Annotated in this window: 20 protein-coding genes; 8 read left to right on the top strand and 12 right to left on the bottom strand. The window is 56.8% G+C overall.

The genetic code is table 11. From position 1 onward, the window contains the following. Positions 1–271 precede the first annotated feature (271 nt). Positions 272–1,618, top strand: coding sequence for a hemolysin family protein (locus VJ369_RS18055; RefSeq protein WP_324093381.1), 1,347 nt, complete (start codon positions 272–274; stop codon positions 1,616–1,618). Then, on the top strand, positions 1,615–2,649 hold the full coding sequence (locus VJ369_RS18050) for a hemolysin family protein (RefSeq protein ID WP_324093380.1): 1,035 nt from the start codon (positions 1,615–1,617) through the stop codon (positions 2,647–2,649). The genes VJ369_RS18055 and VJ369_RS18050 overlap by 4 nt, the downstream gene beginning before the upstream one ends. Before the next feature lie 547 nt (positions 2,650–3,196). On the opposite strand, the gene VJ369_RS18045 is transcribed toward VJ369_RS18050, so the two are convergent. From VJ369_RS18045 to VJ369_RS18025, 5 genes are all read right to left on the bottom strand, one after another. Further along, the gene (locus tag VJ369_RS18045; RefSeq protein WP_324093379.1) at positions 3,197–4,735 is read right to left on the bottom strand and encodes an ABC transporter ATP-binding protein; all 1,539 of its coding nucleotides are present in this window, start codon (positions 4,733–4,735) and stop codon (positions 3,197–3,199) included. Continuing rightward, positions 4,728–5,579: an ABC transporter permease gene (locus VJ369_RS18040; RefSeq protein WP_324093378.1), complete on the bottom strand. Its 852-nt coding sequence runs from the start codon at positions 5,577–5,579 to the stop codon at positions 4,728–4,730. The genes VJ369_RS18045 and VJ369_RS18040 overlap by 8 nt, the downstream gene beginning before the upstream one ends. Then, positions 5,572–6,525, bottom strand: coding sequence for an ABC transporter permease (locus tag VJ369_RS18035; protein WP_324093377.1), 954 nt, complete (start codon positions 6,523–6,525; stop codon positions 5,572–5,574). The genes VJ369_RS18040 and VJ369_RS18035 overlap by 8 nt, the downstream gene beginning before the upstream one ends. Position 6,526: 1 nt before the next feature. Next, a complete protein-coding gene (locus VJ369_RS18030; RefSeq protein ID WP_324093376.1) occupies positions 6,527–8,071 on the bottom strand; it encodes an ABC transporter substrate-binding protein in 1,545 nt (514 codons plus the stop codon). A gap of 217 nt (positions 8,072–8,288) precedes the next feature. Next, positions 8,289–9,539 carry an MFS transporter gene (locus tag VJ369_RS18025; RefSeq protein WP_324093375.1) on the bottom strand — a complete coding sequence of 417 codons (1,251 nt, stop codon included), beginning with the start codon at positions 9,537–9,539 and terminating at the stop codon, positions 8,289–8,291. 404 nt (positions 9,540–9,943) lie between these two features. Between VJ369_RS18025 and VJ369_RS18020 the strand changes: the two genes are divergently transcribed. After that, a complete protein-coding gene (locus VJ369_RS18020) occupies positions 9,944–10,600 on the top strand; it encodes a 4a-hydroxytetrahydrobiopterin dehydratase (RefSeq protein WP_324093374.1) in 657 nt (218 codons plus the stop codon). 165 nt (positions 10,601–10,765) lie between these two features. Here VJ369_RS18020 and VJ369_RS18015 read toward each other — a convergent pair whose 3' ends face one another. After that, positions 10,766–11,506 (bottom strand): Pr6Pr family membrane protein, encoded by a 741-nt coding sequence (locus VJ369_RS18015; protein ID WP_324093373.1) that lies wholly within the window; start codon positions 11,504–11,506, stop codon positions 10,766–10,768. Between the two features lie 161 nt (positions 11,507–11,667). Here VJ369_RS18015 and VJ369_RS18010 point away from each other — a divergent pair, with 161 nt between their 5' ends. After that, complete coding sequence (locus VJ369_RS18010; protein ID WP_324093372.1) at positions 11,668–13,044, top strand: NAD-dependent succinate-semialdehyde dehydrogenase; 1,377 nt, start codon at positions 11,668–11,670, stop codon at positions 13,042–13,044. Between the two features lie 74 nt (positions 13,045–13,118). Here VJ369_RS18010 and bcp read toward each other — a convergent pair whose 3' ends face one another. Next, entirely contained in the window at positions 13,119–13,631 is a 513-nt protein-coding gene (gene bcp / locus VJ369_RS18005) for a thioredoxin-dependent thiol peroxidase (RefSeq protein WP_324093371.1), read from the bottom strand. Positions 13,632–13,876: 245 nt separating this feature from the next. On the opposite strand from bcp, the gene VJ369_RS18000 reads away from it, so the two are divergent. The 3 genes from VJ369_RS18000 (at position 13,877) to VJ369_RS17990 (ending at position 19,105) form a co-directional block, all read left to right on the top strand. After that, positions 13,877–15,610 carry an ABC transporter ATP-binding protein gene (locus tag VJ369_RS18000; protein ID WP_324093370.1) on the top strand — a complete coding sequence of 578 codons (1,734 nt, stop codon included), beginning with the start codon at positions 13,877–13,879 and terminating at the stop codon, positions 15,608–15,610. Beyond that, positions 15,611–17,698 carry an ABC transporter ATP-binding protein gene (locus VJ369_RS17995; RefSeq protein WP_324093369.1) on the top strand — a complete coding sequence of 696 codons (2,088 nt, stop codon included), beginning with the start codon at positions 15,611–15,613 and terminating at the stop codon, positions 17,696–17,698. It begins immediately after the preceding gene. Positions 17,699–17,953: 255 nt separating this feature from the next. Beyond that, positions 17,954–19,105: an ATP-binding protein gene (locus tag VJ369_RS17990; protein ID WP_324093368.1), complete on the top strand. Its 1,152-nt coding sequence runs from the start codon at positions 17,954–17,956 to the stop codon at positions 19,103–19,105. 46 nt (positions 19,106–19,151) lie between these two features. Here VJ369_RS17990 and VJ369_RS17985 read toward each other — a convergent pair whose 3' ends face one another. The 5 genes from VJ369_RS17985 to VJ369_RS17965 all read right to left on the bottom strand — a co-directional run bounded on the left by VJ369_RS17985 (position 19,152) and on the right by VJ369_RS17965 (position 25,799). Then, on the bottom strand, positions 19,152–20,399 hold the full coding sequence (locus tag VJ369_RS17985) for a Fic family protein (RefSeq protein WP_324093367.1): 1,248 nt from the start codon (positions 20,397–20,399) through the stop codon (positions 19,152–19,154). 241 nt (positions 20,400–20,640) lie between these two features. Continuing rightward, positions 20,641–22,275, bottom strand: a complete 1,635-nt coding sequence (locus tag VJ369_RS17980; RefSeq protein WP_324093366.1) for a long-chain fatty acid--CoA ligase — start codon at positions 22,273–22,275, stop codon at positions 20,641–20,643. Beyond that, positions 22,275–23,654: an MFS transporter gene (locus VJ369_RS17975; RefSeq protein ID WP_324093365.1), complete on the bottom strand. Its 1,380-nt coding sequence runs from the start codon at positions 23,652–23,654 to the stop codon at positions 22,275–22,277. The genes VJ369_RS17980 and VJ369_RS17975 overlap by 1 nt, the downstream gene beginning before the upstream one ends. Before the next feature lie 70 nt (positions 23,655–23,724). Beyond that, complete coding sequence (locus tag VJ369_RS17970; protein ID WP_324093364.1) at positions 23,725–24,879, bottom strand: acetyl-CoA C-acyltransferase; 1,155 nt, start codon at positions 24,877–24,879, stop codon at positions 23,725–23,727. Further along, positions 24,876–25,799 (bottom strand): SDR family NAD(P)-dependent oxidoreductase, encoded by a 924-nt coding sequence (locus VJ369_RS17965; protein ID WP_324093363.1) that lies wholly within the window; start codon positions 25,797–25,799, stop codon positions 24,876–24,878. The genes VJ369_RS17970 and VJ369_RS17965 overlap by 4 nt, the downstream gene beginning before the upstream one ends. Before the next feature lie 150 nt (positions 25,800–25,949). Here VJ369_RS17965 and VJ369_RS17960 point away from each other — a divergent pair, with 150 nt between their 5' ends. Then, positions 25,950–26,573, top strand: coding sequence for a TetR/AcrR family transcriptional regulator (locus VJ369_RS17960; protein ID WP_324093362.1), 624 nt, complete (start codon positions 25,950–25,952; stop codon positions 26,571–26,573). Positions 26,574–26,683: the final 110 nt, after the last annotated feature.

Raw genomic sequence — 26,683 nt, 5'->3', positions numbered from 1 at the left:
CTTTGAGTAGCCGGCGTTCTTCGTCGGTGAGTTGTGGGGTGCGCATGCTTCCAAAATTAACATTCTGGCAGTGCTGGCACGGGTTTAACGCGCCGGGGTCAATGCTTTTTCAGAACCGTTTTTGAACTGTGACCGCCATAGTTAGGCAGGAGGAAGATACTCCGGCCGGAAGGGAATGATGAACGCTACAAGCGACAGCCACTGTCACAGTCCGAACCCCCTGTTAGGTACGCGCACCTCAGGAACGCAACTCGGCGGGGGGGTGTAGATAATGGAGTGGATATCACTGCTAATCGCTGTGGTCCTCATTCTCGCATGTGGCCTTTTTGTGGCTGCTGAGTTTGCCCTCATCACGGTAAACCGCAACGAAGTGAAAAGTGCGGCAGATCAAGGAGACCGGCGTGCAGCCGGAGTGCTCAAAGGAATGAGCACGCTATCAACCCAGCTCTCCGGGGCGCAACTCGGAATTACCCTGACCAATTTGGGTATCGGTTTCCTCGCTGAACCAGCTATTGCTGCGCTCATTGATGGTCCCCTTGAATCAGCGGGGATGCCCGAGGCCCTGGCTCGTTCAGTATCGATCGGCCTAGCTCTGGTTCTAGCAACGGTTCTAACTATGGTTTTTGGTGAACTAGTCCCAAAAAATCTCGCAATTGCTAAACCCTTTGCGATCGCCAAAGCAGTCGTAGGTTTTCAGCGCGGCTTCAGCACGGTCACAAAACCCTTGCTGTCCTTCTTCAACGGCAACGCCAACTGGATTGTGCGGCGTTTCGGAATTGAACCGAAGGAAGAGCTCGCCTCCACACGTTCCGCTGAAGAGCTGGTAGCACTTGTCGGCCATTCGGCACGTGAGGGCGTCCTGCCCTCGGAGACAGCCGACATGCTTCGTCGTACCGTCGCTTTCGGCAATCGACGAGCACACGATGTCATGACCCCAAGAACTCGCATGGTCACAGTCACCGCATCCCACACCGCTGACCAGGTACTAGCGCTTGCCGCTGAATCGGGACATTCCCGATTCCCGTTGATCACCACGGGCGGTCACGAAGTTCACGGTCTAGTACACATTCGCACTCTCCTGGGCATCGCCCACACAGAAAGAATGAGCACTCCGGTGGGTGGACATGCGGAGCAAGCCATGTTGGTTCCCGACACCGTTGAGCTCGATGAACTCATGGACCAGCTACGCCAAACGGGCTCCCAAATGGCGATACTGATCGATGAAACGGGTGATGTTGCGGGATTGCTGACGTTGGAAGATCTGGTTGAAGAAATCGTAGGTGAAGTGCGTGACGAGCATGATCCAGAGGAAAAGACCGTCGAAATCCTCTCTGAAAGCTCATGGCGTCTGGACGCGTCTCTGCACCCATACGAAGCCAACGAAGTGATCGGCTGTGAAATCCCAGAAGACTCCGACTATGAGACCCTTGCCGGCTTGGTTACGGTACATCTGGGTCGGCTCGGACAGGTCGGAGACACGATGGCTTTGACTGTTCCCGGCATTCCCGGTGGACCGCAGAAGGAATTGGTTTTGACTGTCCACGCCACCGATGGGCCGCGTATTGCGAGCCTTGATGTGGTTGCCACCGAGCTGGTCGATGAGGAAGGAAACCGATGAGCGACATCACGGGAATTATCGTCACCATCTTGCTCTTAGCAGCGAATTTCTACTTCGTTGGTGCTGAGTTCGCGTTGATCTCAGCTCGGCGCAGCATTATTGAGCCGAAAGCCGAGCGGGGCAGCCGTAGCGCCAAGATGACGCTATGGGCCATTGAGAATGTTTCATTGGTTATGGCCGGGGCTCAATTAGGTATCACCGTCTGTTCCCTCGCCTTGGGCTATGTCACCAAACCCCTGGTGAAATACGCGGTGGAAGGACCGTTTGAATCGATCGGCATCCCGTCATCGTGGATTGATCCGCTTTCCTACGCCATAGCATTGATGCTGGTGACCTACCTTCACGTGGTTCTTGCAGAAATGGTGCCGAAGAATATGGCATTGGCCGGGCCAGAACGCATGGCCATGATTCTTGGGCCAAGTATGGTCATCCTCGTCAAGGTATTGCGTCCGGTGCTTTGGACGATGAACGCTATGGGAAACCTGGTGCTCCGCGCGATGGGTGTGACACCCAAAAATGAAGTTGCCAGCACGTTTACCCGCAATGAGGTAGCCAACATGGTCGCCGAATCACGTGAAGGTGGGTTGCTTGACCGCCAAGATGAACGTCTCCTACTGGGAGCTCTGAGCTTTGATGCTCGGACCATCGGGTCCGTGGCGATCGATTTCGCCACGGTGAAGACCCTTCCTGCTAATGCGACAGCCGCCATGGTGGAAGATGCAGCCGCGCAGGGGTTTTCGCGTTTCCCCTTGACCGATGCTGCCGGAACTCCGGTCGGATATGTGCATATCAAGGATATTCTGGGTCACAACGGTACTGCACGAATGCTGCCTCTAGAACAAGCTGTTATCCGCACACTGCCAGAATTCACCTCAGAACAAAGTGTTCGTCCAGCATTGCAATCAATGCAACGCAGCGGCGCTCATTTAGCCCTGGTACGCGATGCAGGCACTGGACAGATCACCGGTCTAGTTACCCTCGAAGACCTGCTTGAAGAACTCGTCGGACAGATCCGGCACGACGCAGCTTAATCAGTAGGGAGACGGGCCAGTTATCGATTCATCGATAACTGGCCCGTCTCCCTTTGCGCCCTGCTGATTACACCTCGGCCCTTACGCCCACGTGATCGAGCGGCGTATCGGCGATTTCACCACTTGCACAGAGCCCAGCAATCCATCGGATTCCGGCCATGAAGAACAATGATTTTCTTCGGAAACATCAGAGTCCAAAAAGCAGTCCGTATCCAGCCGGGGAATGGGGCGGGCAAGGTTGCTTCGTTTAGGTCTCCAGATCCTCCGCCAGCACTTCGTCGGGAAATTTGTGGCTTCCTGTGATCTGCACATGACATAGAAAATCGACCGCCATGGAACCCTTTCAACAGGCCGCGGACTCCTTAGCGTGCATGTCCAGGAGATTGTTCCTCAGACCCTTTACGGGCAGTGACGGCACTTGGATCAAGCAATGGCAAACGGCGGGTACTGGACGGATTCTTCCCCGAACCGTCGGTCAGAAGCCATCAAGCTATAAGCGGTCCAAATCAGCGCACAAGAGTTCCGGCTTTTCTTACGCGCAGAAAAATTATCCGGAGGTGGCAATCGCCGCGGTGAGATCAAGTGCGGCCACCAGTTCCTTGCTGTGCTGGTGCCTGGCTTTGCTCAGGAAGTCGGCTAGCGGCCGGTGCTCCACCAGTTCGCCTTCAAAGAACACCGCCACGTCGTCACTGACATAGCGGATCACTTCCATGTCATGGGAAATGACTACAAGGCTCAGCCCCATTTTTTCCCGCAGTTCAAGCAGCAGATCCAGGATGTGGCGCTGGGCTACCGAGTCCAATGCCGAGGTTGATTCATCACAAATCAAAACCTGTGGCTCGGTCAGCAATGCCCTTGCGATCGCCATCCGCTGCAGTTGCCCACCCGAACACTGTCCGGGGGTGCGGTCCAGTAAATCTTCGGAAAGTCCCACCTGAACCATGGCGCGTGCTATCCGCTCGCTAGCCTGAGATTCTGGCAAGCGATGCACCGCCGCACTGAGGGACGTGCGCAGAGAAAGCCGCGGGTCAAAAGATGAATAGGGCTCCTGGGCTATGATCTGTACGCGCGTTGCGTTTTCGGGTTGGTGCTGATTGATGATCTGCCCGGTAGTTGGCTTCTCCAGCCCGGCCAGAAGCCTGGCAAAGGTACTCTTCCCGGAACCTGAACGTCCTACCACCCCCAGCACTTGCCCGCTGTGCAGGCGCAGTGTTGTGGGCTTCAGGGCGGCCGGTCCCTTGGCGCGGCGGGTGTAGTTCTTGCTTGCAGCTACCGACTCAAGCAGGCACTCCGAACCCTCCGTACGCGGTTCACGTTGTGCGGGCAGGGCAGCCTCCACAAGTTCACGGGTTTTAGCGTGGCGGTCCTTGGAAAAAATCTGCGCTGTAGGGCAGTGGTCCACAATCTGGCCGTCACTGACCACCACTACGCGGTCCGCGATGTGCTGGACGGTAGCGATGTCGTGGGTGATGAACAAAACTCCCACTCCACGTTCCAGCTGCTTGCGGCGCAGCAGTTGCAGCACCTCTGATTTGAGAATTGAATCCAGCGAGGACGTTGGCTCATCTGCCAGAATGAACTCCGGGTCAGCGGCCAAGGCGATGGCCAGCATGGCACGCTGGGCCATGCCGCCGGAGAGCTGATCCGGGCGCTTAGAAGCAACATCCGCGGCAGGGGACAAACCCACTTCTTCCAGCATCGACAGCACCTGATCTTCATGCTCGCGGGCTTGGTTCCACCCCCGGGCACCTATGGCTTCGAGCAGGTGGGCGCGGATAGTCAGGCGCGGATTCATCACGCGTTTGGGCTGCTGGAATAGCATGCTGATGCGCCGTCCGCGCACGGCATCCATGGCCTTGTCGGTCAGCTGATCAAGACGCTGGCCATCGAGCAGGATCTGCCCTTCGGTCTGCAGCGACTGTGGCAGCAGGCCAATAATCGCCTTGGTGAGCAGCGTTTTTCCGGAGCCCGAACGGCCCACCACCGCCACCAGCTCGCCAGCTCGCAGTGCACCGCGGGCTTTGAAGAGCAGAGATTTTTCACCAGTGCTGACCGACAGGTCAATGAATTCAAGTTCTTTAGTCATGGGCTTCGACCTTGGTCTCGGTAGCAAGCACATCTTGCCCGCCTAGCACGTGGGTAATTCGATTACCCACGAGGGTGACGCAGAAGCTCACCAGGAAGATCGCGGCACCTGGCGCAATCAAACCCCAGGGGGAGCGGATTGCATGGGGTTGAGCCTCGGCCAGCATAGAACCCCAGTCAGATTGCGGTGGCTGAACCCCAATGCCTAGGTAGGACAGCGAGCCGAGCAGCACCAGCAGTAATCCGAAGCGCAATGCGGCTTGGGCCAGCACTGGCCCAGCCACAAATGGCAATACGTGATGGCGCAGGATGAACCAGCGTGAGGCACCCACATGTTTTGAGGCTTCCACGTGGTGGGTGGAGAGCGCTTGGGCCGCCATGGAGCGCACCAGCCGGGCGGTGGGTGTCCACGCGACCACGCCAACCGACAGAACCATGGTGAAAAATCCGGGTCCCATGACCGCAATGATGAGCAGTGCAATGACAATTTCCGGCAGGGCCAGCAGCAAATCATTGACGCGCAGGAAGAGTTCGTCCAGCCACCCGCCGCGTACCGCACTGAGCAGGCCCAGCACCGTGCCCACCAGTAAGGCAAACAACGTGGTGATCAGCGCTACCGACAGGGAGAACTGGCCGCCGTGCAGCACTCTGCTCAAGGTGTCGCGGCCTAATGAATCTGTTCCCAAAAGGTGGCTCAGGCTAGGTCCTTGAAGGCGGTTCAGCAGATCTTGGGAGTCAGGATCATAAGGAGAAATCCAGGGGGCGGCGATAGTCACGATCACCACTGCCAGCAAGAAGAATGCGGGTGCAGAAATCAGGATCTTTTTGAAGATATTCTTAGCCATGCCGGACACCAATCCTCACGTTGGGATCGCTGAGCTTATGCACCAGATCAATGAGTCCGGTGGTTAGCACGGCGCAGGCCACAACCACCACCACACCGCCCTGAGCAACCGGGATATCGGCATCGATAATCGCGTCAAAGATCAGCCGGCCCATCCCGGGAATGGCGAAGATGACTTCTACAATCACTGATCCACCCAGCAAGCCGGCAAACCAGACACCAACCATGGTCCACAGCGGAAGCAATCCGTGGGGAATCACATGGCGGACCAGAGCTTCGGTGCGGCTCAATCCGCGGGCCCGAGCAGCGAGCACATGCTCGGAGTCCAAGGCCTGGAGCACCCCCGAACGCACCGCGACGGTAAAGAAGCTAATCGGACGCAGAGCCAAGACGAATACCGGAAGCACCAGGGAAGCCGGGGATTCAAAACCTGCTGAGGGAAGCAAAGACCAGCGCACCGCAAAGAGCAGCACTAAGAGTGGGGCCAGCGCGTACTCGGGGATGGCGATGAGCGCATGGGTTACCGAGGTGATCAGCTTATCTGGCCCGGCCCCGGCCCGGGTCGCGGAGGCGACTCCCAGAACAATGGATACGGCGATAGCCACCAGCAGGGCGCTGCCCGCCAGAGACAGCGTCACTGCGATAGCTGGCAAAACCTGGTCAGCTACCGGGGTGCCGGAGATATGGGAGATGCCCATATCTCCGGTGGCAAACCTGCTAAGCCACCGGCCAAACTGCACCAGCATTGGATCATGCAGACCGAACTGCTGCGCGTAGGCCTGTACGGTGGCTTCATCTGCGGCGCCGATGTCCATCCGGGCGCGCAACAGGGAGCGCACCGGGTCCCCAGGGGAAACGAAGGGGACCAGGAACACCGCAAAGGATGAAAGCAGCACCGCTGCGCAGAGTCCTAGGGCTCTGCGCAGCAAGGTGGATGGTGAGAGCAATTTACTGAGTCTTTGCCAGATCCTTGGTCAGCACATAGCGGGTCAGCGGATCCTGAACATAGCCCTGTACTGAATTGCCCACCGCGTCGATGGCCTGCTCATTGACCAGCCACACGTTGGCCGCATCAGCGGAGAGAATATCGCCGGCCTGACGGTAGAGGTCATGGCGTTTGGACTCATCGGTCTCGGTGGTGGCCTGCTCGATGAGCTTGTCGTAGTCCTTATTGCAGTAGTGGCTCAGGTTGTAGCCGCCCTCGCAGGTGTAATCGGCCTGCAGGAAGCCAATCGGATCAGCAATATCAATCATCCGGTTGCGCTGGCTGAGGATCATGTCGTAGTTGCCCGCCAGTACATCGGGTTCGGCAGCCCCATAGGATTTGGTGACCACATTTGCGGTCAAGCCGATCTGCTTGAACTGTTCCTGGATGATGGCAGCGACCCCGGCGAACTCGGCACGTTCGGTGATCGCAATGATCTCCAGTGGCTTCTGCTGTGTGTACCCAGAGGCTTCCACCAGTTTTTTGGCCTCTTCAACGTTCAGTTGCGGCACACCGAGCTCGGGGTTGGCCCAGCTTTCGCTCGGGGCAAAGGGGCCGGTGGCAGGCTGCGCGGCACCTTCATAGATACTGGCTGCCATTGCTGGCAGGTCCAGGGACATCGTAGCGGCCTTGCGCAGATTGACGTCGTCAAATGGGGCGCGCGAGTTGTTCAGGTACAAGGTCGAGGTGCGTGGTGAATCTGCTTTCAGCACGCTGATCTTGTCATCGGCTTCCAGCGTGGCCAGGCTGGTAGCCGGGATGGACATGGAGATGTCCGCTTCGCCGGTCTGCACCTGGGTGGAGCGGGTGGCACCGTCGGTGATGTAGCGGATTTCTCCGCCAGCCAGCTTCACCTCACCGTCCCAGTAGTTCTCATTGCGGTCCAAGGTCAAGGACTGTCCGGGTTTTTCTGACACCGGGGCAAAGGGGCCGGTGCAATGCTTCATTGGGTCGATGCCCTTGGCGGTGTACGCGGCAGGGGACAGGATTCCGGCGTTCACGCTGGCCATACGGTAAGGCAGCAGCGGATCAGCAGCCGGGGTGGTCACGCGCACGGTATCGGCATCTGCGGCTTCTACCTTGCTGATGGTCTTGGGATTTACTGCACGTGCCGGCGCGGTGGCATCAAGGACGTGGTTCAGTGAGCCAGCGACGGCCTTGGCATCAAAAGCGGTGCCATCCTGGAACTTCACGTTCTTGCGCAGGTCGAATTCCCATACGGTGTCAGAGGACTGCTTCCACGAAGTGGCGAGCATCGGCTCAACCTTCTTGGTGGTCTGGTCATACTTGGTCAGGGTTTCCAGGCAACCGGCGATAGAGAGCACATAGGCGTCATCACTTTCCAGGGCCCAGTTGGAAACTGGAGCACGGAAGTTTGCCACCACGGCGCGCGCGTCCGGATTACCAGCCGCCTCAGGGGCCGGGCCGGTGGGGGTGGAGCTGCAGGCGGTCAAGGCCAGGGCAATGGCCGCGAATCCTGCGGCTATGCTCAATCGTCCAAAGTTCATGGAAATCCTTCGGCATTACGTGATGAAACGGCATCTAATGCGATAGAGCCTTGGTAAGCGTAACCTAATTCGACTCACCAGTCGGTTCCTGCCGTCAGGGGCAAAACCGCTGAAGTAAAGACTGCCACCGAGGTATTCGAGATAAGACGGGTTGAGTAGTGCGAAGTTGATGTGGATTATGGAAGTTTCCCGTGAAGTTTGCGAAATGTGTCTCAGCTCATGCGTGCTGCGCAGGTGGGACGGGTTGGCGTACCAGCCGGGCGGCAAACCATGAGGCTAGAAGCAGGGGAAGGATGAGAACCAACCACGCAAGGAAAGCCGGGGCATCACCGTGCTCGGTCTGCGTGAGCAGCCAGCCGAAGATCATATTGCCGACCAGCACGGCCACGCCGCCGCAGCTGGAGAGCAGGCCGAAGTAGGATCCGGTAGCTTGCTCGCGGGCAAATTTAGGGACGAGGCCCAGAGCGGTTGGATGTACGCTCATATGCCCCAGTGCCAACAGGGTCACTGCGCAAAGAATGCGCACCGGAGCGGTCTCAGCCGGGAACATGGCATCCGGGATGAACGCCAGCACGCTAAAGCCGAGGGCGCTGAAAAGGTAACCGGCGCGCAGGGTCGCCGCAGCGCCGATTCGCGCCGCAATCCACGCGACCGGTAGCTGTAAACTCAGCGTCAGAATTGAGATCCAGGCGAACACCAGACCCAGCCACGGGGTTGGCATGCCCGTACGCTGCAGTTCCAGCGGGATGGCCAGATACAGCTGGTTGTAGGCCAGCAGGTCCGAGGCATGCAGGCCGCAGAAGGCCACGAATCTCCGGTCCGCCAGGCAACGGCGCAGGCTCCCGGAACGGTCCTTGGGCGGCGCCGGGCTGCCGAGGCGGGCCCGCGCAAGACTGGCCGCGTCGGGGCGGCGCAAGGCCCACGCAAGGAACAGGCCAATGGCGACGAAGAAAGCTGCTCCGCAGCCTGCAACGGTTGCGAACCCCCAATCCCACAAGGCTGCGCCCACCAGCGGTCCGGTCACCGCGCCGATTTCTCCGGTAATGCTCAGCCAGGCAAAGAGCGTGGCCCGGGTGGCTCCAGTGTGCTGTCCCTGGTCTCGTGCGGTTTGGGCGGCACCCACCAGGATGCTCAGGCCTGGGGAGAAGAGCGCACCGCCAAAGCCGGTGAACAGGGTTCCGATGATGAACAGCCAGAGCAGTGGCGTACCGAACCACAAGGATGCGGCCAGCGTCAAAAACCCTGCGGCGCGCACGGCGCAGCCAATGAGGATCATGCGCCGGGCTCCGAAACGATCGGCGAGCGCGCCACCGGCCAGGAAGAGTCCTTGCTGGGCAAAGGTCCGGATTCCCAGGATGAGACCCACCGCGGTGCCCGCCAGCAGGAAATCATTGGCTAGGACTATCGCTAGAAAGGGCACTACCGCGTAGAAGCCGATATTAAACAGCGTCTGCGTTCCCAGAAGCACCGGTATTTCCAGGCGCTGCGTGAATGATTTGTCGATAAATAAATCCTTAAGCCGGCTCTCAAACGTGCGGGAGGGTGCAGGACTGCTATTTTAGCCAGCAAATGCGTACTTGTTCGGGTCATCATGTTGTGGCTGCCTGCCGTATCAGCCAGAGACGTGGTGGCGCGGTGACCCCAGCTCGCTTGCCGCTGTGTCCAGGACCTGATCCAGCTAGCCCAGCCAAGGAAGCCGAATCCATGGAATGCTGAGATCTTCGCTGATGAAGTGCCCCGCACGATTCCGCACAGCGTTTGGGCATTCCGGGGGCTACTATCGTTGCCTTGATGGTGGGAGACTGGGCCATAGGCAAGGGCTGACACACCTTGCTGCGCCAGTGAATCCACCCACGTAGGAGAGCGGAAACCATGTCGAACAAAGATATTCTGAGTCAAGAAGACCGGGAAAGCCGGCTCACTCATCTACCGCACTGGCGTTACGTCCACGGCCAGTTATGCACCGCATTCAAATGCTCATCGGCAGCCACCGCACTGTCCTTCCTGGCGGAAATCGGTACCCTGGCCGAAGAATCCAATCATCACCCCGACGTGGACTGGCGATATGACACCCTGTTCGTCACCCTCGTCTCCCACGACGTTGGAGGGGTATCTCTTCGAGATGTGAGCATGGCAGAGAAAATTTCGGAACTGGCCGAAGAACACGGGGCACAGGCCAATCTGAACATCACCCGCACCGTCGAAATCGCGATAGACACCGATGACCGGAAGCAAATCTCTGAGACCTGGCGGGCGGCACTGGGGTACAAAGAACAAGAAGACGGCAGCCTGACAGATCCTTATGGCAGAGGGCCGGCGATCTGGTTCCAGAACACCGATACTCCCAATAACAACCGGTTCCACCTGGACATCTCTGTGCCTCATTCCCACCACCTCGATGTCCTCGATGGATTGAAGCAAGCAGGTGCACGGTTGAACTACGATGGGGCACCTGCCTGGACTGTGGCCACAGACCCGCAAGGCAACAGGCTTTGCATCTGCACCGAAGCCGGACGCCACGATGGCTAGCGGGAAATGATGCTGCGCCTGCTGGCCGGGCATAGCTGACCACAGGAGCCGGATAGTTCCCGCTCTCAGCTACTGCTTGCTGGAGCGGCCGGTTGCCGTGGCCTACTTGTCATGGGCGAAGGCGGAGGTTCCAGTTACTAAGTACTTGCGCAAGCTACCTGTAAATCAGGATTTCCGGCGAAAGGCTCGTGCCAGCAGCCGGTCGATTAGCAGCACCAGGTAGCCCACCGCGAGTAAGGCCAAGCCCATGACGAGAACGTTGAGACCCACTCCTGGATAACCGTGTTGAGTTACATCCATGAAGGGATAAGGGTAGTTCACCCCGGCGAAAAATTCGGCGCCCAGAGCTCCGGCAGTCAAGGCGAAGACCACGTAGGCCAAGGGAAGCAGCAGCCACAGTGCCGGATCGTACCCGCGGATACATCCTTTGGGAACGAAGAGCAGCCAGTCGGCAATGATCAGAGCCGGGGCCACTACGTGGATCAGGGAGTCGGTCAGGGAAAATGGGACGTAATCACCGGACTGCACGAAGTCGGACGGTGCGAGCACCAAAACATAGATCAGCAAGGTGACGGTAATGGCCATCATCACCGCTGCTGCCAAGCGAGGCGACGGTACCGAGGGCCCTCGTGGGCCGGTTTTGGCAAGATCCCGCAGCGTCCTGACGACCAATAATATGAGCCAGATAAGGCACAGCAGGTTACTTTGAACTGTATAGAACAGGAAGCTATTCCAGACCGGTTCCGCGCTCAGAATCTTGGAGATGCGCAGAATTCCGAAGATGACAAAAAGCAGCGCAATGATTCGAAACGCGAGCGCGGCGAGTCGATACGGAAGGTACGCATGCGCTTGTTCCGGTGAGTTGTTCTCAAAAGCTGTCTTGACCCGTGCGCGGTGATCACTCATAGCAGAAACAATACGTCACCCGCCGCTGAGCTGACCTGATACGGCTAATAACAAGTCTTCGCATGTGCTCTCCCACCGCAAACTTCAGTGATCTATGGCAGGGTTGGAACGAGGCTTATTGCCTTGCATTCACAGGATTAGATGCCGCAGAAGGAGCCAGCATGTCGTTGTACGCAATTACCAACCCAGCTACCGGAACCATTGAAGCAACCTATCCCACGGCGAACGACCAAGAAATCAGCAACGCTATTTCCACGGCCCATGACGCTTATGCCCAGTGGTCGGTCTCCGCACTTGAGGAGCGTTCGGCTCTGCTCGAACGCGTGGCGGACATCTACGAGTCGCGTGCGGACGAACTGGCGGCGATCATCACCCGTGAAATGGGCAAACCAATTAAGCAGTCCCTCGGTGAAATTGGCATCGTCGCGGCGATCTACCGCTTCTATGCGAAGAACGGGCCGAAGTTCCTCGAGGACGAGCAGCTGGAGATTGCCTCCGGTGGCACAGCCCTGGTGCGCAAGGAAGCTGTCGGTGTGCTGCTGGGTATCATGCCGTGGAACTTCCCGTACTACCAGGTGGCCCGTTTTGCTGCCCCGAACCTGATGAACGGCAACACGATTCTGCTTAAGCATGCTCCGCAGTGCCCGGAATCGGCGTTGGCCATGGAAGAGATCTTCCGTGAGGCAGGTGCTCCGCAAGGTGCGTATGTCAATATCTTTGCCACCAATGACCAAGTCGCAGACATCATTGCCGACCGCCGGGTGCAGGGTGTCTCGCTGACTGGTTCCGAGCGCGCCGGCTCGGCCGTGGCCGAGATTGCCGGACGCAACCTGAAGAAGGTCGTTCTGGAGCTGGGAGGTTCGGATCCATTCCTGGTGCTTGAAGATGCAGATGTGGCGCGCAGCGCAAAGCTTGGCATGCGTGCGCGTTTTGGCAATACCGGACAGGCCTGCAACGCCGCGAAGCGTTTCATTATTGATGCATCTATCTATGATCAGTTCTCCACCGCGCTGACCGAGCAAGTTGCCGGCATCAAGGTGGGGGATCCGACTCAGGGAGAGAATTTCCTGGGACCGCTTTCCTCAGTGGCCGCCCGTGACGGGCTGGCAGCGCAGGTGCAGGACGCTATTGATAAGGGAGCCACGGTACTTGCCGGTGGCAAGCAGATTGATGGGGACGGCGCCTACTATGAACCAACCATCCTGGCCGGGGTAACCCCGGACATGCGTGCATTCTCCGAGGAGCTCTTTGGCCCGGTCGCCGTGCTCTACAAGGTTGACGGCGAAGACGAGGCAGTGGAGCTGGCGAATAACACCGACTATGGGCTGGGAGCCTCCATCCACACCAAGGACCTGGAGCGTGCCGAACGGATCTCCGTGAAGCTTCAAAGTGGCATGGTAGCTATCAACGAGCCATCGGCTTCATTCCCCGAGCTGCCTTTTGGCGGCGTGAAGCGTTCGGGTATTGGACGTGAACTTGGCAAGTACGGCATGGATGAATTCATCAACCACAAGTTGGTGAAAGTCGCCGGACGCTAGCCGATCGCTGAATCTCCAGAGCCCTGTTCTCCGGATGAATTTCCGGAGAACAGGGCTCTAGTCCGTAATAGCGGCTAGACGCCGAGTTCTTCGCGCAGCCGGGAAACGTGACCCTTGGCATCCACGGCGTATTCGAGGTGGCTGATCTTGCCGTCGGGGGAGATGACCGCGGTGGAGCGCAGGGTGCCGATAAAGGTCTTTTCGCCGAAGCTCTTCTCCCCGTAGGAGCCGTAGGCCTTGGCGACAGAGTTATCCGGATCCGAGAGCAGTGGGAAGTTCAGCGACTGGTCCGCCGCGAACTTCGCGATTTCTGCTGGTTCATCCGGTGAAATCCCCAGCACTGAGTATCCGGCATTCTTCAGTGAATTGAGGTTGTCACGGAAGTCACAGGCCTCGGTGGTGCACCCCGGGGTTGCGGCCTTGGGGTAGAAATACACGATGACGTTTTCGCCTGCGTAGTCCGAAAGGGAAACCGGTGTGGAGGTGGCATCGAGCAGGGTGAAGCCGGGGGCTTCCTGACCCGGAATGAGTGGTGTGCCTTGCACTGTCATGATTCCAACTTTCGTATAACGGTAATTACTTTCCATCTTATGATTATTGAAGCCCCGTGGCTAGGGCTTATTTCTGGCGGTCTTGGTGCCCGGCCGCATGGCTTCCGGTGAATAAATTCACCGGAAGTTCGGGAAAATTTAATGATTGGTAAAAATCAATCGCAAGGATGATATTTATTGTCGGAAGCAAGGGCTAGACTGACAATCGCTCTCGAAACACCCTGCCTTTAATCCGAAGGTGCAGAATGCTTCTGGAGCAGTTGGAGTAAGGACAAAACCTCATGCTTCTGAAGCTCATCCTCAGACACAGCAAACCCTACGCCGGTTGGATAACTGCCGTAGTCATTTTGCAGCTGGCTACCACCATTGCCACGCTGTACCTACCAAGCCTGAATGCCAAAATCATCGATGTCGGTGTGGTTGAAGCGGACATCGGCTACATCTGGCGCACCGGCGGCATTATGCTCGTCGTAGCCTTCATCCAGATCATCACGGCCATTGGCGCGGTGTATTTCGGTGCCAAAACCTCGATGAGTATAGGCCGTGACATCCGTCAGTCGGTCTTCGAGAAGGTCTCCATCTTCTCCGCTCAAGACGTGAATAAATTTGGTGCTGCCACACTGATTACTCGTGGCACCAATGACGTGCAGCAAGTTCAGATGCTCACGCTGATGGCACTGAACTTCATGATCACGGCCCCAATCATGTCTATTGGTGGCGTGATCATGGCTATCCGTGAGGATCCGGGACTTTCCTGGCTCGTCTGGGTATCCGTACCGTTAGTGCTTATCGTGGTTGGCATCCTGGTGATCAAGTTGATGCCACTCTTCCGCGACATGCAAGGACGTATTGACGGGATCAACGGTGTGCTGCGTGAGCAGATCACCGGCATCCGCGTGGTCCGCGCCTTCGTCCGCGAAAAGCACGAGACCGAACGCTATGCCGATGCCAACCAGGAGCTCACTAAGCTCGGTGTTAAAGTTGGCAACCTCTTCGTGCTGATGTTCCCTGCCATTTCCATGATCCTGCACCTTTCCACTGCGGCCGTGCTGTGGTTTGGCGGACATCGTGTTGACAGCGGAGTAGTTGAGGTCGGGGCATTGACTGCTTTCCTGCAGTACATGCTCCAGATCCTCATGGCGGTCATGATGGGAACTTTCATGGCCATGATGGTTCCGCGCGCGATGGTTTCCGCGGACCGTATTGGCGAGGTGCTGGGCAGCGAGCCAAGCATGACAGATGCCCACAACGTGGCAATCGCTTTGCCCACCCCAGGTACCGTGGAATTCCGCAATGTCAGCTTCGGTTACCCGGGTGCTGACGCGCCGGTACTCTCGGATGTTTCCTTTGTCGCCGAGCCGGGGCAAACCACCGCGATCATCGGTTCAACCGGCGCCGGAAAGACCACATTGCTCAATCTGATCCCACGCCTCTACGACGCTACCGAGGGAGAAATTCTTATAGGCGGGGTCCCGGTACGTGATCTCGGTCGAGATCAGCTGTCGCAGAATATTTCTGCGGTTCCACAACGTCCGTACCTGTTCTCTGGCACCGTGGCCAGTAACCTGCGCTTTGGTGCAAAAGGTGCCACGGAAGAAGAACTATGGGAGGCGCTGCGCATCGCGCAGGCAGATGACTTTGTCTCCGAACGCGACGATCAACTGGATTCAAAGATCGCTCAGGGCGGCACCAACGTCTCCGGCGGTCAACGCCAACGACTATGCATTGCTCGTGCCTTGGCCGCCAAGCCAAATACGTACCTCTTTGATGATTCTTTCTCCGCCTTGGACGTCAGCACGGACGCAAAGCTGCGTGCGGCGCTCGATGAACCAACCAAGGACGCCGCGGTCATCATTGTGGCCCAACGCGTCTCAACAATTACCGGTGCAGACCAGATTCTCGTGTTGGAGCACGGGGTGATTGTTGCCCGGGGTACTCACGAAGAACTTCTTGAGACCTCGGAAACCTATCAAGAAATTGTTTCATCCCAGCTCAGTGCCGAGGAGGTGGCCTAAATGGCAGCGAAGAAAAAAGGCGGCGACAAGCAAGCCGAAGTTGATACCACCCTCGCTGAAGTAGACGAATTCGAAGTGGCCGCGGCTTCCGGCGGCTGGGAGGAAACTCCGGTTCGCAAGGCAGCGCACTTCTGGCCCTCGGCCAAGCGACTGATCGGTCTGATGGGACCCTACAAGGTAGGAATGAGCGTTGTCTTCGCTTTGATCACCGTGTACGTGGTGCTCTCAGTTATTGCGCCGCGAATTCTTGGCCGTGCCATGGACGTCATCTTTGCCGGCATGATCGGTAAGAACATGCAGGTGCCACCGGGCACCACCGCGGACCAAATTGTCCAGGAAATGCGTGATGCTGGGGAGACTACCCAGGCCGACATGCTATCCCGGGTGGATTTTGTCCCCGGAGAAGGTATCGATTTTACTCAACTCTCGCGGTACATCCTGCTGGTGCTGGCCATGTACTTCGTGGCATCGGTTTTCTCCTGGGTTTCGGGCTGGCTGCTGAACAAACTGGTCATGCGAGTCGTCTACAACCTGCGTAAGGATGTGGAAGATAAGATCAACCGGCTTCCGCTGAACTACTTCGACACCCGTCAGCGTGGAGACATCCTCTCCCGCGTGACTAACGACGTAGACAACATTCAGAATGCTTTGCAGCAGGCATTGAGCCAGCTGGTTCAGTCGATTATGACGGTTATCGGCATTGTGATCATGATGTTTGTGGTCTCTTGGCAGCTGGCGCTGATCGCTTTGGTCGCGTTGCCGCTCTCCGCAGTGGGTGCGGGCTTCATTGGTGCTAAGGCTCAGAAGCTCTTTACCGCGCAGTGGAAGAATACCGGTGCGCTCAACGGGCAGATTGAAGAGTCCTTCTCCGGCCATGAGCTCATGAAGGTCTTCGGCCGCGAAGACGACATGGTGGAACGTTTCACCGAGCGCAATGAGGAACTCTACAAGGCAAGCTTCGGCGCACAGTTTGTCTCTGGCATGATCATGCCGGTGATGAACTTCGTGTCCTACCTGTCCTACGTGGGTATCGCGGTCGTTGGTGGCCTGCGTGTAGCCTCCGGCACGATGAGCCTTGGTGATGCGACAGCATTCATCCAGTACTCGCGTGAGTTCACCCAGCCGCTGGGGCAGATTGCCGGAGTAGCGAATATGCTGCAGTCCGGTGTTGCCTCGGCAGAGCGTACCTTCGAACTGTTGGACGCTGAGGAACAGGAACCGGAAGTAGCCAAGCAGCAGCTTCCAGCACGCACCGACGGGCATGTGTCCTTCGAGAACGTGAGCTTCTCCTACAACCCGGAGCAGCCACTGATTGAGGACCTGTCCTTTGATGCAGATCCGGGGCACACTGTGGCCATTGTCGGTCCTACCGGCGCAGGTAAAACCACGCTGGTGAACCTGGTGATGCGTTTCTACGAGTTGAACTCGGGACGCATCATGCTGGACAACGCAAACATTACCGACCTGTCCCGCGCAGACCTGCGCTCCAAGGTCGGCATGGTGCTGCAGGATGCGTGGCTCTTTGGCGGATCCATCATGGAGAACATCCGGTACGGCCGGCTCGATGCTACGGATGAGGAAGTCTACGAGGCCGCGAAGGCGACCTTCGTTGACCGATTCGTGCGTGCCTTGCCAGATGGCTACGACACCATCATCGATGAGGAAGGTACTAACGTATCGGCCGGTGAAAAGCAGTTGATCACCATTGCCCGCGCGTTCGTGGCTAACCCTTCCTTGCTGATCCTGGATGAGGCGACTAGCTCGGTGGATACGCGTACCGAAGTTCTGGTACAGCGTGCCATGGCGGCGTTGCGCAGCGACCGAACCAGTTTCGTGATTGCGCACCGCTTGTCCACGATTCGTGATGCCGACACCATTTTGGTGATGGAATCAGGAAAAATCGTGGAGCAGGGCAATCATGAAGAACTACTGACAACCCAGGGCGCCTACTACAACCTGTACCAGTCGCAGTTTGCCGGCCCAGCCGAGGATGTGGATGCAAATCCTGACACCTCGGCAGTTCCGGTAGCCGCTGGCAACCCAGCTGCTGGCGCAGAGACATCTAGTACGGTCACTGAAACCGAGTAATACGAGCTGGGCACCAAGTCATGCCGCGGCGGATGGGAACTTTTCCCAACCGCCGCGGCATGTCTATTTTCTGGATGATCACTAGGAATTTTTACTTGTTGGCTCTGAGTAGCTGGGAAAGCTAACCCAGGGTCCAAGATAGTGTTCAGAGCTCAAGAAACCAAGCGCAGATCACTACTTATTTAAAGTTCAAAATGGTAAGTTATTAGAAACTTTAAAAACTTTTAAAAAATTAAAGACTTCAAAGGAGTGCTCGTGGTTACCGCCAAAAATCCATTTAAACCGACGGCAGGCGCTAGACCTCCGATGCTCGTAGGGCGGGCTGAACTTCGCGAGGACTTTGCCGAAAGCATAAGCAATGGCGCTGGCGCACCTGGGCTGCTTTCCATATATAGCGGCCCGCGGGGAATCGGCAAAACCGTCATGCTCGGTGAAATCGAAGACGAGGCAATTGAGCACGGGTGGATGGTAATCTCCGAGACCGCTACAAAAGGGTTGGTGCGACGAATCGGAGCCGCGGTTCAAGCAGCAAAAGAGGAATTCATTGAAGGGCCAGTTGGAAGACGGATCACGGGTTTGACTGTAGGTCCTTTTTCCCTTGAATCAAGCGCGCCAGAAAAACGTGAAATGCATTGGCGCAGAACGCTTACGGAGCTGCTTCAAGAACTTAACAGCCACGGTACTGGACTTTTGATTACTGTCGATGAGATTCATGCAATTGATCGCGACACTCTTGCTGAGATTGCTGCCGTAATTCAACACATGATTCGTGAGGATCTACCGATTGGACTCGCCTTTGCCGGATTGCCCAAAGCCGTAGAAGATCTTTTGAATGAAGGCGTTTCTACTTTCCTGCGTCGCGCTGAGAAATACGACTTGCATTCGGCATCCATCGAAGAAGTCGCCAGTGCCTTCCGGCAGACATTTAATGAAAGCGGCGTCGTTGCCACTGAAGAGCGCATTCAACAACTTGCCGAAGCTACTGGCGGTTATCCATTTTTAATCCAACTCGTTGGTTACCATGTATGGAGCCAAGCGGTACGTGACGGACACGAGGTGACGCAAAAGGCGTTGACTGCGGGGCTTGCCAAAGCACGACGCCGGATGGGAGCCACGGTGGTCGAATCGGCATATCGATCACTTTCAGTCATCGACCAGTCCTACCTGCTGGCAATGGCGGAGGACGAAGGACCCTCGAAGACAAGTGAAATTGCGCAACGTTTGGGCGTAACCCAGGTTTATGGCGGGCAATACCGACTGAGATTGTTGGCGGCCGGCATGATTGAGGTGGCCGGACATGGGCAGGTTAGTTTCGCCGTGCCGACGTTGCGAGAATTTCTGCGCGAACAGCCAGGGTATAAAGCCGTGGTTCACGATCCATTAGGTGATGTAACCTCAGTGGACTGACAAATCAGCTTGCCTGATGTGAATCTCCCGGCGCTTCCGCTATGCCTTACACCGTTCCAGCCGTCCGCCGAAGAGATTTCGCATATTCATCTAGTATTTTCAGCACCCCGTCATGCTGCCAAATCCGGTTCCTGCTCCGTCCGGATTTCTCGACAAGTACATCTCGTTCGGTCAGTACGCTCAGCGCACGGTGGATTGCAGCATCGCCCAAGCCGAGTTGTTCCTTGAGGTAGCGGGCATTCACTACTGGTTGGGAGATGAGATGTGGCAAGATTTTCCAGGCTGCGGAAGTTGAGCGCAGGCCAACCAGCTTTGTCGCGGAGTCATCGATCTGCGCGGCCAATGAGTCAACAAGATCCTTACCGGTGTTAGCCGCAAAGATTGAAGCACTGATGAAGGTATGGATGATCGGGGCAGCGTCTCCGGCCCGGAAGGCTTCCAACGCTTTAAAATAGCTGGCGGTATCCCGGAGTATTCCTGCGGAGATTGGTGCAGTCGTGTACTGAGAAATTCGTCGGTGACGGAGAATCGAATGGATCAAGGCCCTACCTGTTCGTCCATTACCGTCCACGAATGGATGGATCGTTTCGAACTGGGCATGCGCAATTGCCGCCTGAATAATTGCCGGTAAGTCAGTACGTGAAATGAATGCCACGAGGTCTTTCAGTGCGTCTCGGATTAGTTCATGGCGGGGTGCCACAAAGCGAGCTCCGCGAGGCCCGGCAGTATCTGTCCCGCCGATCCAGACGAGTTCTTCCCGGAATTTTCCAGCTTCATTCTCCATGCCAATTTGTTGATTCAGCAGATTTTGGTGCATCGCGAGGATGCTATCCACGTTTATGCGCTGGGCAAGGGCGAGTGCTGCTTCCATTGCATGGACATTACCGATAACCGTCCGAGCGTTGGCTCTATCGCCCTCATCGATCTCCGCTAGCGCGAGTTGACGCGCTGTCGTAGTGAGTTGCTCGATTTGGCTGCTGGAGGAGCTTTCCGTTCGGAGCAATACGCTGGACATGGGACCGAGCTCTGGGTTTTCGCTTCCAAGCCTCAGCAGCGAGTAGACGTCAAAATTCTGCAGGGCATGTGTGGCTTCTTCTAGCTCGGGGATCACTAATGAATCAGGCTGGGGGTACCAATCGGCTATGAGCGCTGGCGATGCAGATCTGTAGGAGCCGGTTTGCCGGCGGACTTCGGCATTGGAGAAGATATGCGGATTCGTGGGTTTCCAGAGTTGGTTTTCGTATTCGACCGGCGGGAAATCGAACGCAATGGGTGGGGTCTGAAAATCAACCATGACGTTCCTCCAAAGTGATAGTAAGAAGTATCTTACTATCACTTTCCGAAAAAGTGATAGTAAGGAAATTTGTAGCTATCACTTTCAATTCAGACCAGATCCCACGAGATCATCGCTCCGGGGCAGCAAAAGGAACCAGGGTTCAACGGCGTCTAGAAACTAGCTATGAAGAAATTGCGAGATGATTGTGGCGCGTACATCGTGTATACGCGCCACATCAGCAGAGCAGCTCACTGCAAAACTATCGCGCCGATTCAGACAGAGCCCAGGCCTCGGTATCACGCAAAACCTTTTTCGAGATCTTCCCGGTTGGAGTCTTGGGAATATCCTCGACAAAATGAATGTCCTCGGGAATCCACCACTTAGCCACCGTCTCACCAAGATGCGCGCGCAGCGTCGCATCGCTCATATTGGCATTCAATCGGAGCACCACAAAAGCTACTGGGCGCTCGCCCCACTTGTCGTCTGGGCGTCCGACCACAGCGGCCTCTAGGACGTCAGGATGGCTCATGATGGCGCTTTCCAACTCAACCGAACCGATCCACTCACCACCGGATTTGATCAAGTCTTTGAGCCTGTCCACCACATGAATGCAGCCATCGGGATCAATCACGCCTACATCCCCGGTGCGCAGCCACCCATCTGCGGTGAAAGACTCCGAGCCGTCGCAGGAACCAAAGTAACCAGAGGCGATGGTTGGCCCCGCCACCTGTAGCTCACCGGTTTCCTTCCCATCATGAACGGCCAAGGTGCCATCTGGACGCACGAGACGAATCTTGACCAGCGGATTCGGATATCCCGGAGCGCACATTGCACGCAGACTTCGCTGGTCAATGTCCTTCGGATCCTGGGCATTGACCAATGTGGTGCGCGCTGCGGTGAGCGTTGGGCTCGCTTCGGTCATACCCCAGGTGCCCACAACCGGGACTCCTACGGTGCTCAAGTATTCACGAGACAGTTCCACTGGCAAAGCCCCGCCACCGTTGGCTAGACGACGCAAGCTGGTCAGCTCCCGCCCGCGAAGATGTGGCAGCAGGCTACGCCACACGGTGGTGACCGCCGCCGAGACGGTGACCTGCTCCCGCTCCATCAGCTCGGCTAGCCTTTCAGGGTCAGAAACTCTGCCCGGTAAGACCAGTGAAGATCCGCTCAATGCCACTGCATAGGGCAAACCCCACGCATTTGCATGGAACATTGGAACAATCGGCATCACCACATCGCTGTGGCTCAGAGCAAAAGAGTCGGCAAATAGGTGGGACATGGCATGCAGGATAATGGATCGGTGGTCATAGAGCACTCCCTTGGGGCGGCCAGTGGTGCCCGAGGTGTAACACAGTGCGGCGGCCGCCCGCTCGTCGAGAGGTTCAAATCGCTTTCCTTCGTCTTGGTTTTCCAAGAGCTCTTCGTAGTGCACGATACGTGGGTCTTGGGGGACTTTGACCGTCTGCACATCATCAATGACGACAATGTGGCGTACCGTGGGCAACCGGTCGGCCAGTGGCCACAAAACATCAAGTAAAGAGCGATCCACGAAGATCACGTCATCTTGCGCATCATTGATGATGTATTCAATATCGCCCGGCGCTAGCCGGTGATTGATCGTGTGCAGCACACGTGCCGAACTCGGAATCCCGAAGTACAGCTCCAAGTGCTCTTGGGAATTCCATCCCAGCGTGGCCACCCGTGCAGCAACGGGTACTCCCAGGTTATCCAGGCCGGCGGCGAGCTTCCTTGCCCGGCGGGCCACCTGTCCAAAGGAGGACTCGCGGCGTTCTTGACAGGGGCCGGTCACCACCGAGCTCGAAGCGAATGCTCCTTCAAGCTTCACCACCAACATGCTGGTGGTTAGCGCGTGATCCTGCATAAGTCCTAGCATTATCGACCTTCCGTTGCCTGAACGTCCAGGACCTGCTCTGGGAGCTGAGCCTGAAGGTTCTGTTCCTCTCGAAGCTTGCGGGCTCGGTCTTCGCTCTTGAGCGCGCGGGCCAGGAAAGGAACCAGAGCCATCGAGATCACCGAGACCGCAATGACAATCACGAAACCGGTAGCAGGATCCCCGGTCTTAGTCTCCGCAATGCCAAAGAGGTACGGCCCGACAAACCCGCCAATGAGGCCAATGGTATTGATGAAAGCCAACCCTGCGGCGGCTACCACACCGGACATTCGAGCCATAGCCACCGACCAGAACAATGGCAGGGTGCCGAAGATGAAGATTGCCCCAATCAGGATCAGCAGCACCCGGATAGGCGCCGAATCGATGAGCATATAGGCCGCAGCGGTAATCAGCGTGCCCAGAGCCATAGCCCCAAGCCAAGCAGCTTCACGCTGCGATCCACGAAACAGCCGTGGCATGATCAGCACGCCGATGGTTGCACCGATTCCCACTGAACCGGAGATCAGCCCGATGACGAACGGAGTGGAGACGTCCATGCTTTCGATAATGGACGGGATATTGAAGACCAATCCGACGCTGCTGATCTGATTAAGAAAGTAGACGAAGGCCAAAAGAACAATAAAGGGACGCCCAAATGCTTTGCCCAAGTTTCCGCGGATGTGCTTGTCGCTTTCGTCCGGAACCCCGGCATGTGAAATCATGCTGGAAGCTTCTTCGGCGGTCAACCACTTAGCATCCGTGGGTTTTGACGGAAGCTTGAACCACAGCAGCGCGCCAATGGCCATGGTGATCAGACCTTCCACAATGAACATCCACTGCCATCCATGCAGGCCGGCAATGTCATCCATTTCCATCAACGCACCACCCAGTGGACCACCAATGATCAATGCGATGGTTGGTGCCAGGTAGATGTAACCCATGACGCTGGCACGCTGATGCTGGGCGAACCACACGGTGACCATGTAGGCCATGGCCGGGAAAAGGCCGGCTTCGGCCGCGCCGAGGATGAAGCGCAGGATATAGAAGGAATACTCGCCCTGCACGAACATCATCAAGACGGTGACCGCACCCCATGTCAGTGCGATGCGGGTGATCCAGGCCCGCGGGCCAACCTTGTACATGATCAGGTTGCTGGGGATTTCAAGGAACGCATAACTGATAAAGAAGATGCCAGCACCAAGCCCATAAGCTGCCGCGCTGAGTCCGATGTCTGTTTCAAATTGCGTTTTGGCCATCGACACGTTGGTGCGGTCAATGTAGGACATGAAGTAAATCAGGCACAGCAAGGGGATGAGCTTGAGCATCGTTTTTCGCGTGGCCCGTGCATGCACGGGGTCGGTGCGAAGCGCTGGAGTAGTCATGGTTCCTTGATCCTTCTATGAAAAGTGGAAAATGTGGAATCTGAGTGGAACGATCACCGCGAGGCGGAGATCAGTAAATTTCGAAGAGTGCGGCGGCTCCCATGCCGCCACCTACACACATGGTCACCACGCCGTAGCGTGCGCCGCGTCTGCGTCCTTCTAATAACAAGTGCCCGGTGAGCCGAGAGCCTGTCATGCCATAGGGGTGTCCGATCGCAATAGCACCGCCATTGACGTTGAACTTCTGCGGGTCGATGCCCAACCGATCACGGCAGTAAATAGCTTGGGAGGCGAACGCTTCGTTCAGTTCCCACAGGTCAATGTCTTCGACCTTTAATCCGTGGTGAGCAAGTAACTTTGGAACCGCATAAACGGGCCCGATGCCCATTTCACCCGGTTCGCATCCGGCGACAGCCATGCCGCGGTAAGCGCCCAAAGCATCTATCCCACGTCGTTGGGCTTCGCCGGCTTCCATCAGCACGGTGGCCGAGGCCCCGTCGGAAAGCTGCGAGGCATTGCCCGCGGTGACGGTGGAGTAAGTAGACGCCTGACCGTCTGGAAGTACGGGGGATAGCCTGGCTAAAGCCTCGATAGTAGTGCCGGGACGGTTGCCTTCATCCACGTCGAACTCGCCATCCAGACCCCAAGGCAGGATCTCATTGTCGAAGATTCCTGACTGTTGTGCAGCCGCGGTCCGTTGCTGCGAGATGAGCGCATATTCGTCCTGCGTGGCCCTGCTGACACCGTACTTCTCGGCAACAATTTCGGCGGTCTGAAGCATTGAGAAGTAAATGGATGGCCGGTGCTCTGCCAACCAAGGATCCTGTGCCCGAAAGCGGTTTTGGTGTTCGTTTTGGACTAGGGAAATTGACTCGACTCCGCCACCGATGGCGATGTTCATCTCCTCGGTGATGATTTGTTTGGCGGCGGTCACGATGGACATCAGCCCCGAGGCGCATTGCCGGTCGATGCTCATGGCCGGCACTGTGGCGGGAAGACCCGCACGCAACACCGCCTGGCGGGCGGTGTTAAAGCCTGTGGTGCCTTCCTGCATGGCACAACCCAGAATGACGTCCTCAACTTCGTCACCCTCGATTCCAGCCCGGGTCAACGCGCCAGTAATTGCGTGTGCCGCCATGGCTGGGCCGTTGGTGTCGCTGAGCGACCCCTTGTAAGCGCGCCCAATTGGAGTGCGTGCGGTGGAGACGATTACTGCTTCTTTCACAGCAAGGCTCCCCGGGAGTCACGGTCGCTTTCGACTTTGGCAATATAGCGGTGGGTCTGTGCAAAGGCGCTTTCGGTCTGCACGGTGCTGGACATATCGCTGATGCGATCCCACTGCTGTTCGATATCCTCGGCCGTGAGGTTTTCCACGGCCAGGAAGACTCCTGCGGATTCTTCCATTCGGGCCGTGGCGAAGACTCCCGCGCCTGCTGCCAAGATGGTCTTGGTCGGTGCTTGAGGTGAAACCATAAATACGGCTCCGGGGGCCACATGCTCCGGTGCCAGCAGGGCCAGATCCTCGGAATTAAGTAGACTTTCGGTCATTTGTGTTGCGGCCGTGGGAGCCAGCGCGTTCACTCGGACGTTTTTAGATTCGCCTTCGATAGCCAGCACATTCATCAGTCCGACCACCGCTGATTTGGCTGTTCCGTAATTGGCTTGGCCGAAGTTTCCGTAAATCCCGGAGGCGGAAGTGGTCATGAGAATGCGGCCGTAGCCCTGTGCGAGCATCTGCGGCCAGACAGCATGCGAGCAGTTTACTGAGCCCATGACGTGCACTTCTAAAACTTTCCGGAAATCCGCGAGGTCAGATTTGCCGAAGGACTTATCGCGAAGAATCCCCGCGTTGTTAATGAGGATGTCCAGTCGCCCGTATTCGCTGATGATCTTTTGAACCATGTTCCGCACGGCGGCTTCATCTGAAACATCGCAGTAGGCTACCGAGGCGCGTCCGCCGGCCGCTTCGATTTCTGCGACCACCGACGCAGCAGCGGTGGGCTGAGTTGATTCGTGCGAGCGCGAATCTATATCGTTCACGATGACGCTTGCTCCGTGTTTTGCTAGTTCTAGAGCATGTGCGCGTCCTAGGCCCGTGCCCGCTCCAGTCACCAATGCGACTTGATTTTCAAGGCTAATTGCCATGTGGATGCTCCTCGATTGTCGTTCATACTACTGAGTATTATTGATACTACTCGGTATTATCGTAATGAGGATCACACGGTTGTCAAGGGGTGCCCTGGAGAATACGTAGGATGAGAGTGTGAAGATGTTCAAAGCGGCGACGGAGGATTAATGACTAAAAGCCCTGAAATGGACATGAGTATCCGCGAGACGATTCTTGATGCGGCCGCGGCTGCCTTTACCCGCCGTGGCTTCGCGAAGACAACCATGGATGATATTGCCAAGGCAGTTGGTGCGACCAAGGGGCTGATTTACTACCACTTTCCGTCAAAGTTCGATATCTATCTCGGTGGCTACGAACTTGGGATGAACAAGGTGAAGCAAGCAGTTGAGCCGAGGGCTGCAGATAGCGGAAACGGCCTGGAACGTCTTCGGCTGATGGCGATTGCCCATGTGCGGAATTTGATGATCAACCCCAAATATCACCACCTCATTCATCAGGGTGTCCGTGACCAAGCCTCGGAATCTATGACTGTGCGCCAGCGCGAGTCGCTTATGGAGCTCAATCAGCTACGCAAAGACTATGAGCTCATGTTCCGCGGAATTATCGAAGTTGGCGTAGCTGACGGGTCTCTGCGCGAGGTTGACCCGGCCTTATCCGCGAGGGTCTTGCTCAGTAGCCTGAACGCCGTAGACATGTGGTATCGCGAAATGGATGATCAGTCCGAGGACAAAATCCAGGATATGGCGGATGACGTTGTAGATCTCGTCATTGGCGGGGTTCAAGCACACTGAGGCGTGCATGGTGACTTTCGCAGTGCGAATCTTTCTGCACTGTGAAACAATTCGGGTTCAAGCATTTAAGATGCATGTCAGATGCTATTACTGACCGCATTACGAGTCAC

The organism is Glutamicibacter sp. (assembly GCF_035257265.1).
Lineage (GTDB): Bacteria > Actinomycetota > Actinomycetes > Actinomycetales > Micrococcaceae > Glutamicibacter.
The sequence above is the reverse complement of the archived record's forward strand: the minus strand, read 5'-3'. Positions and strand labels throughout refer to the sequence as shown.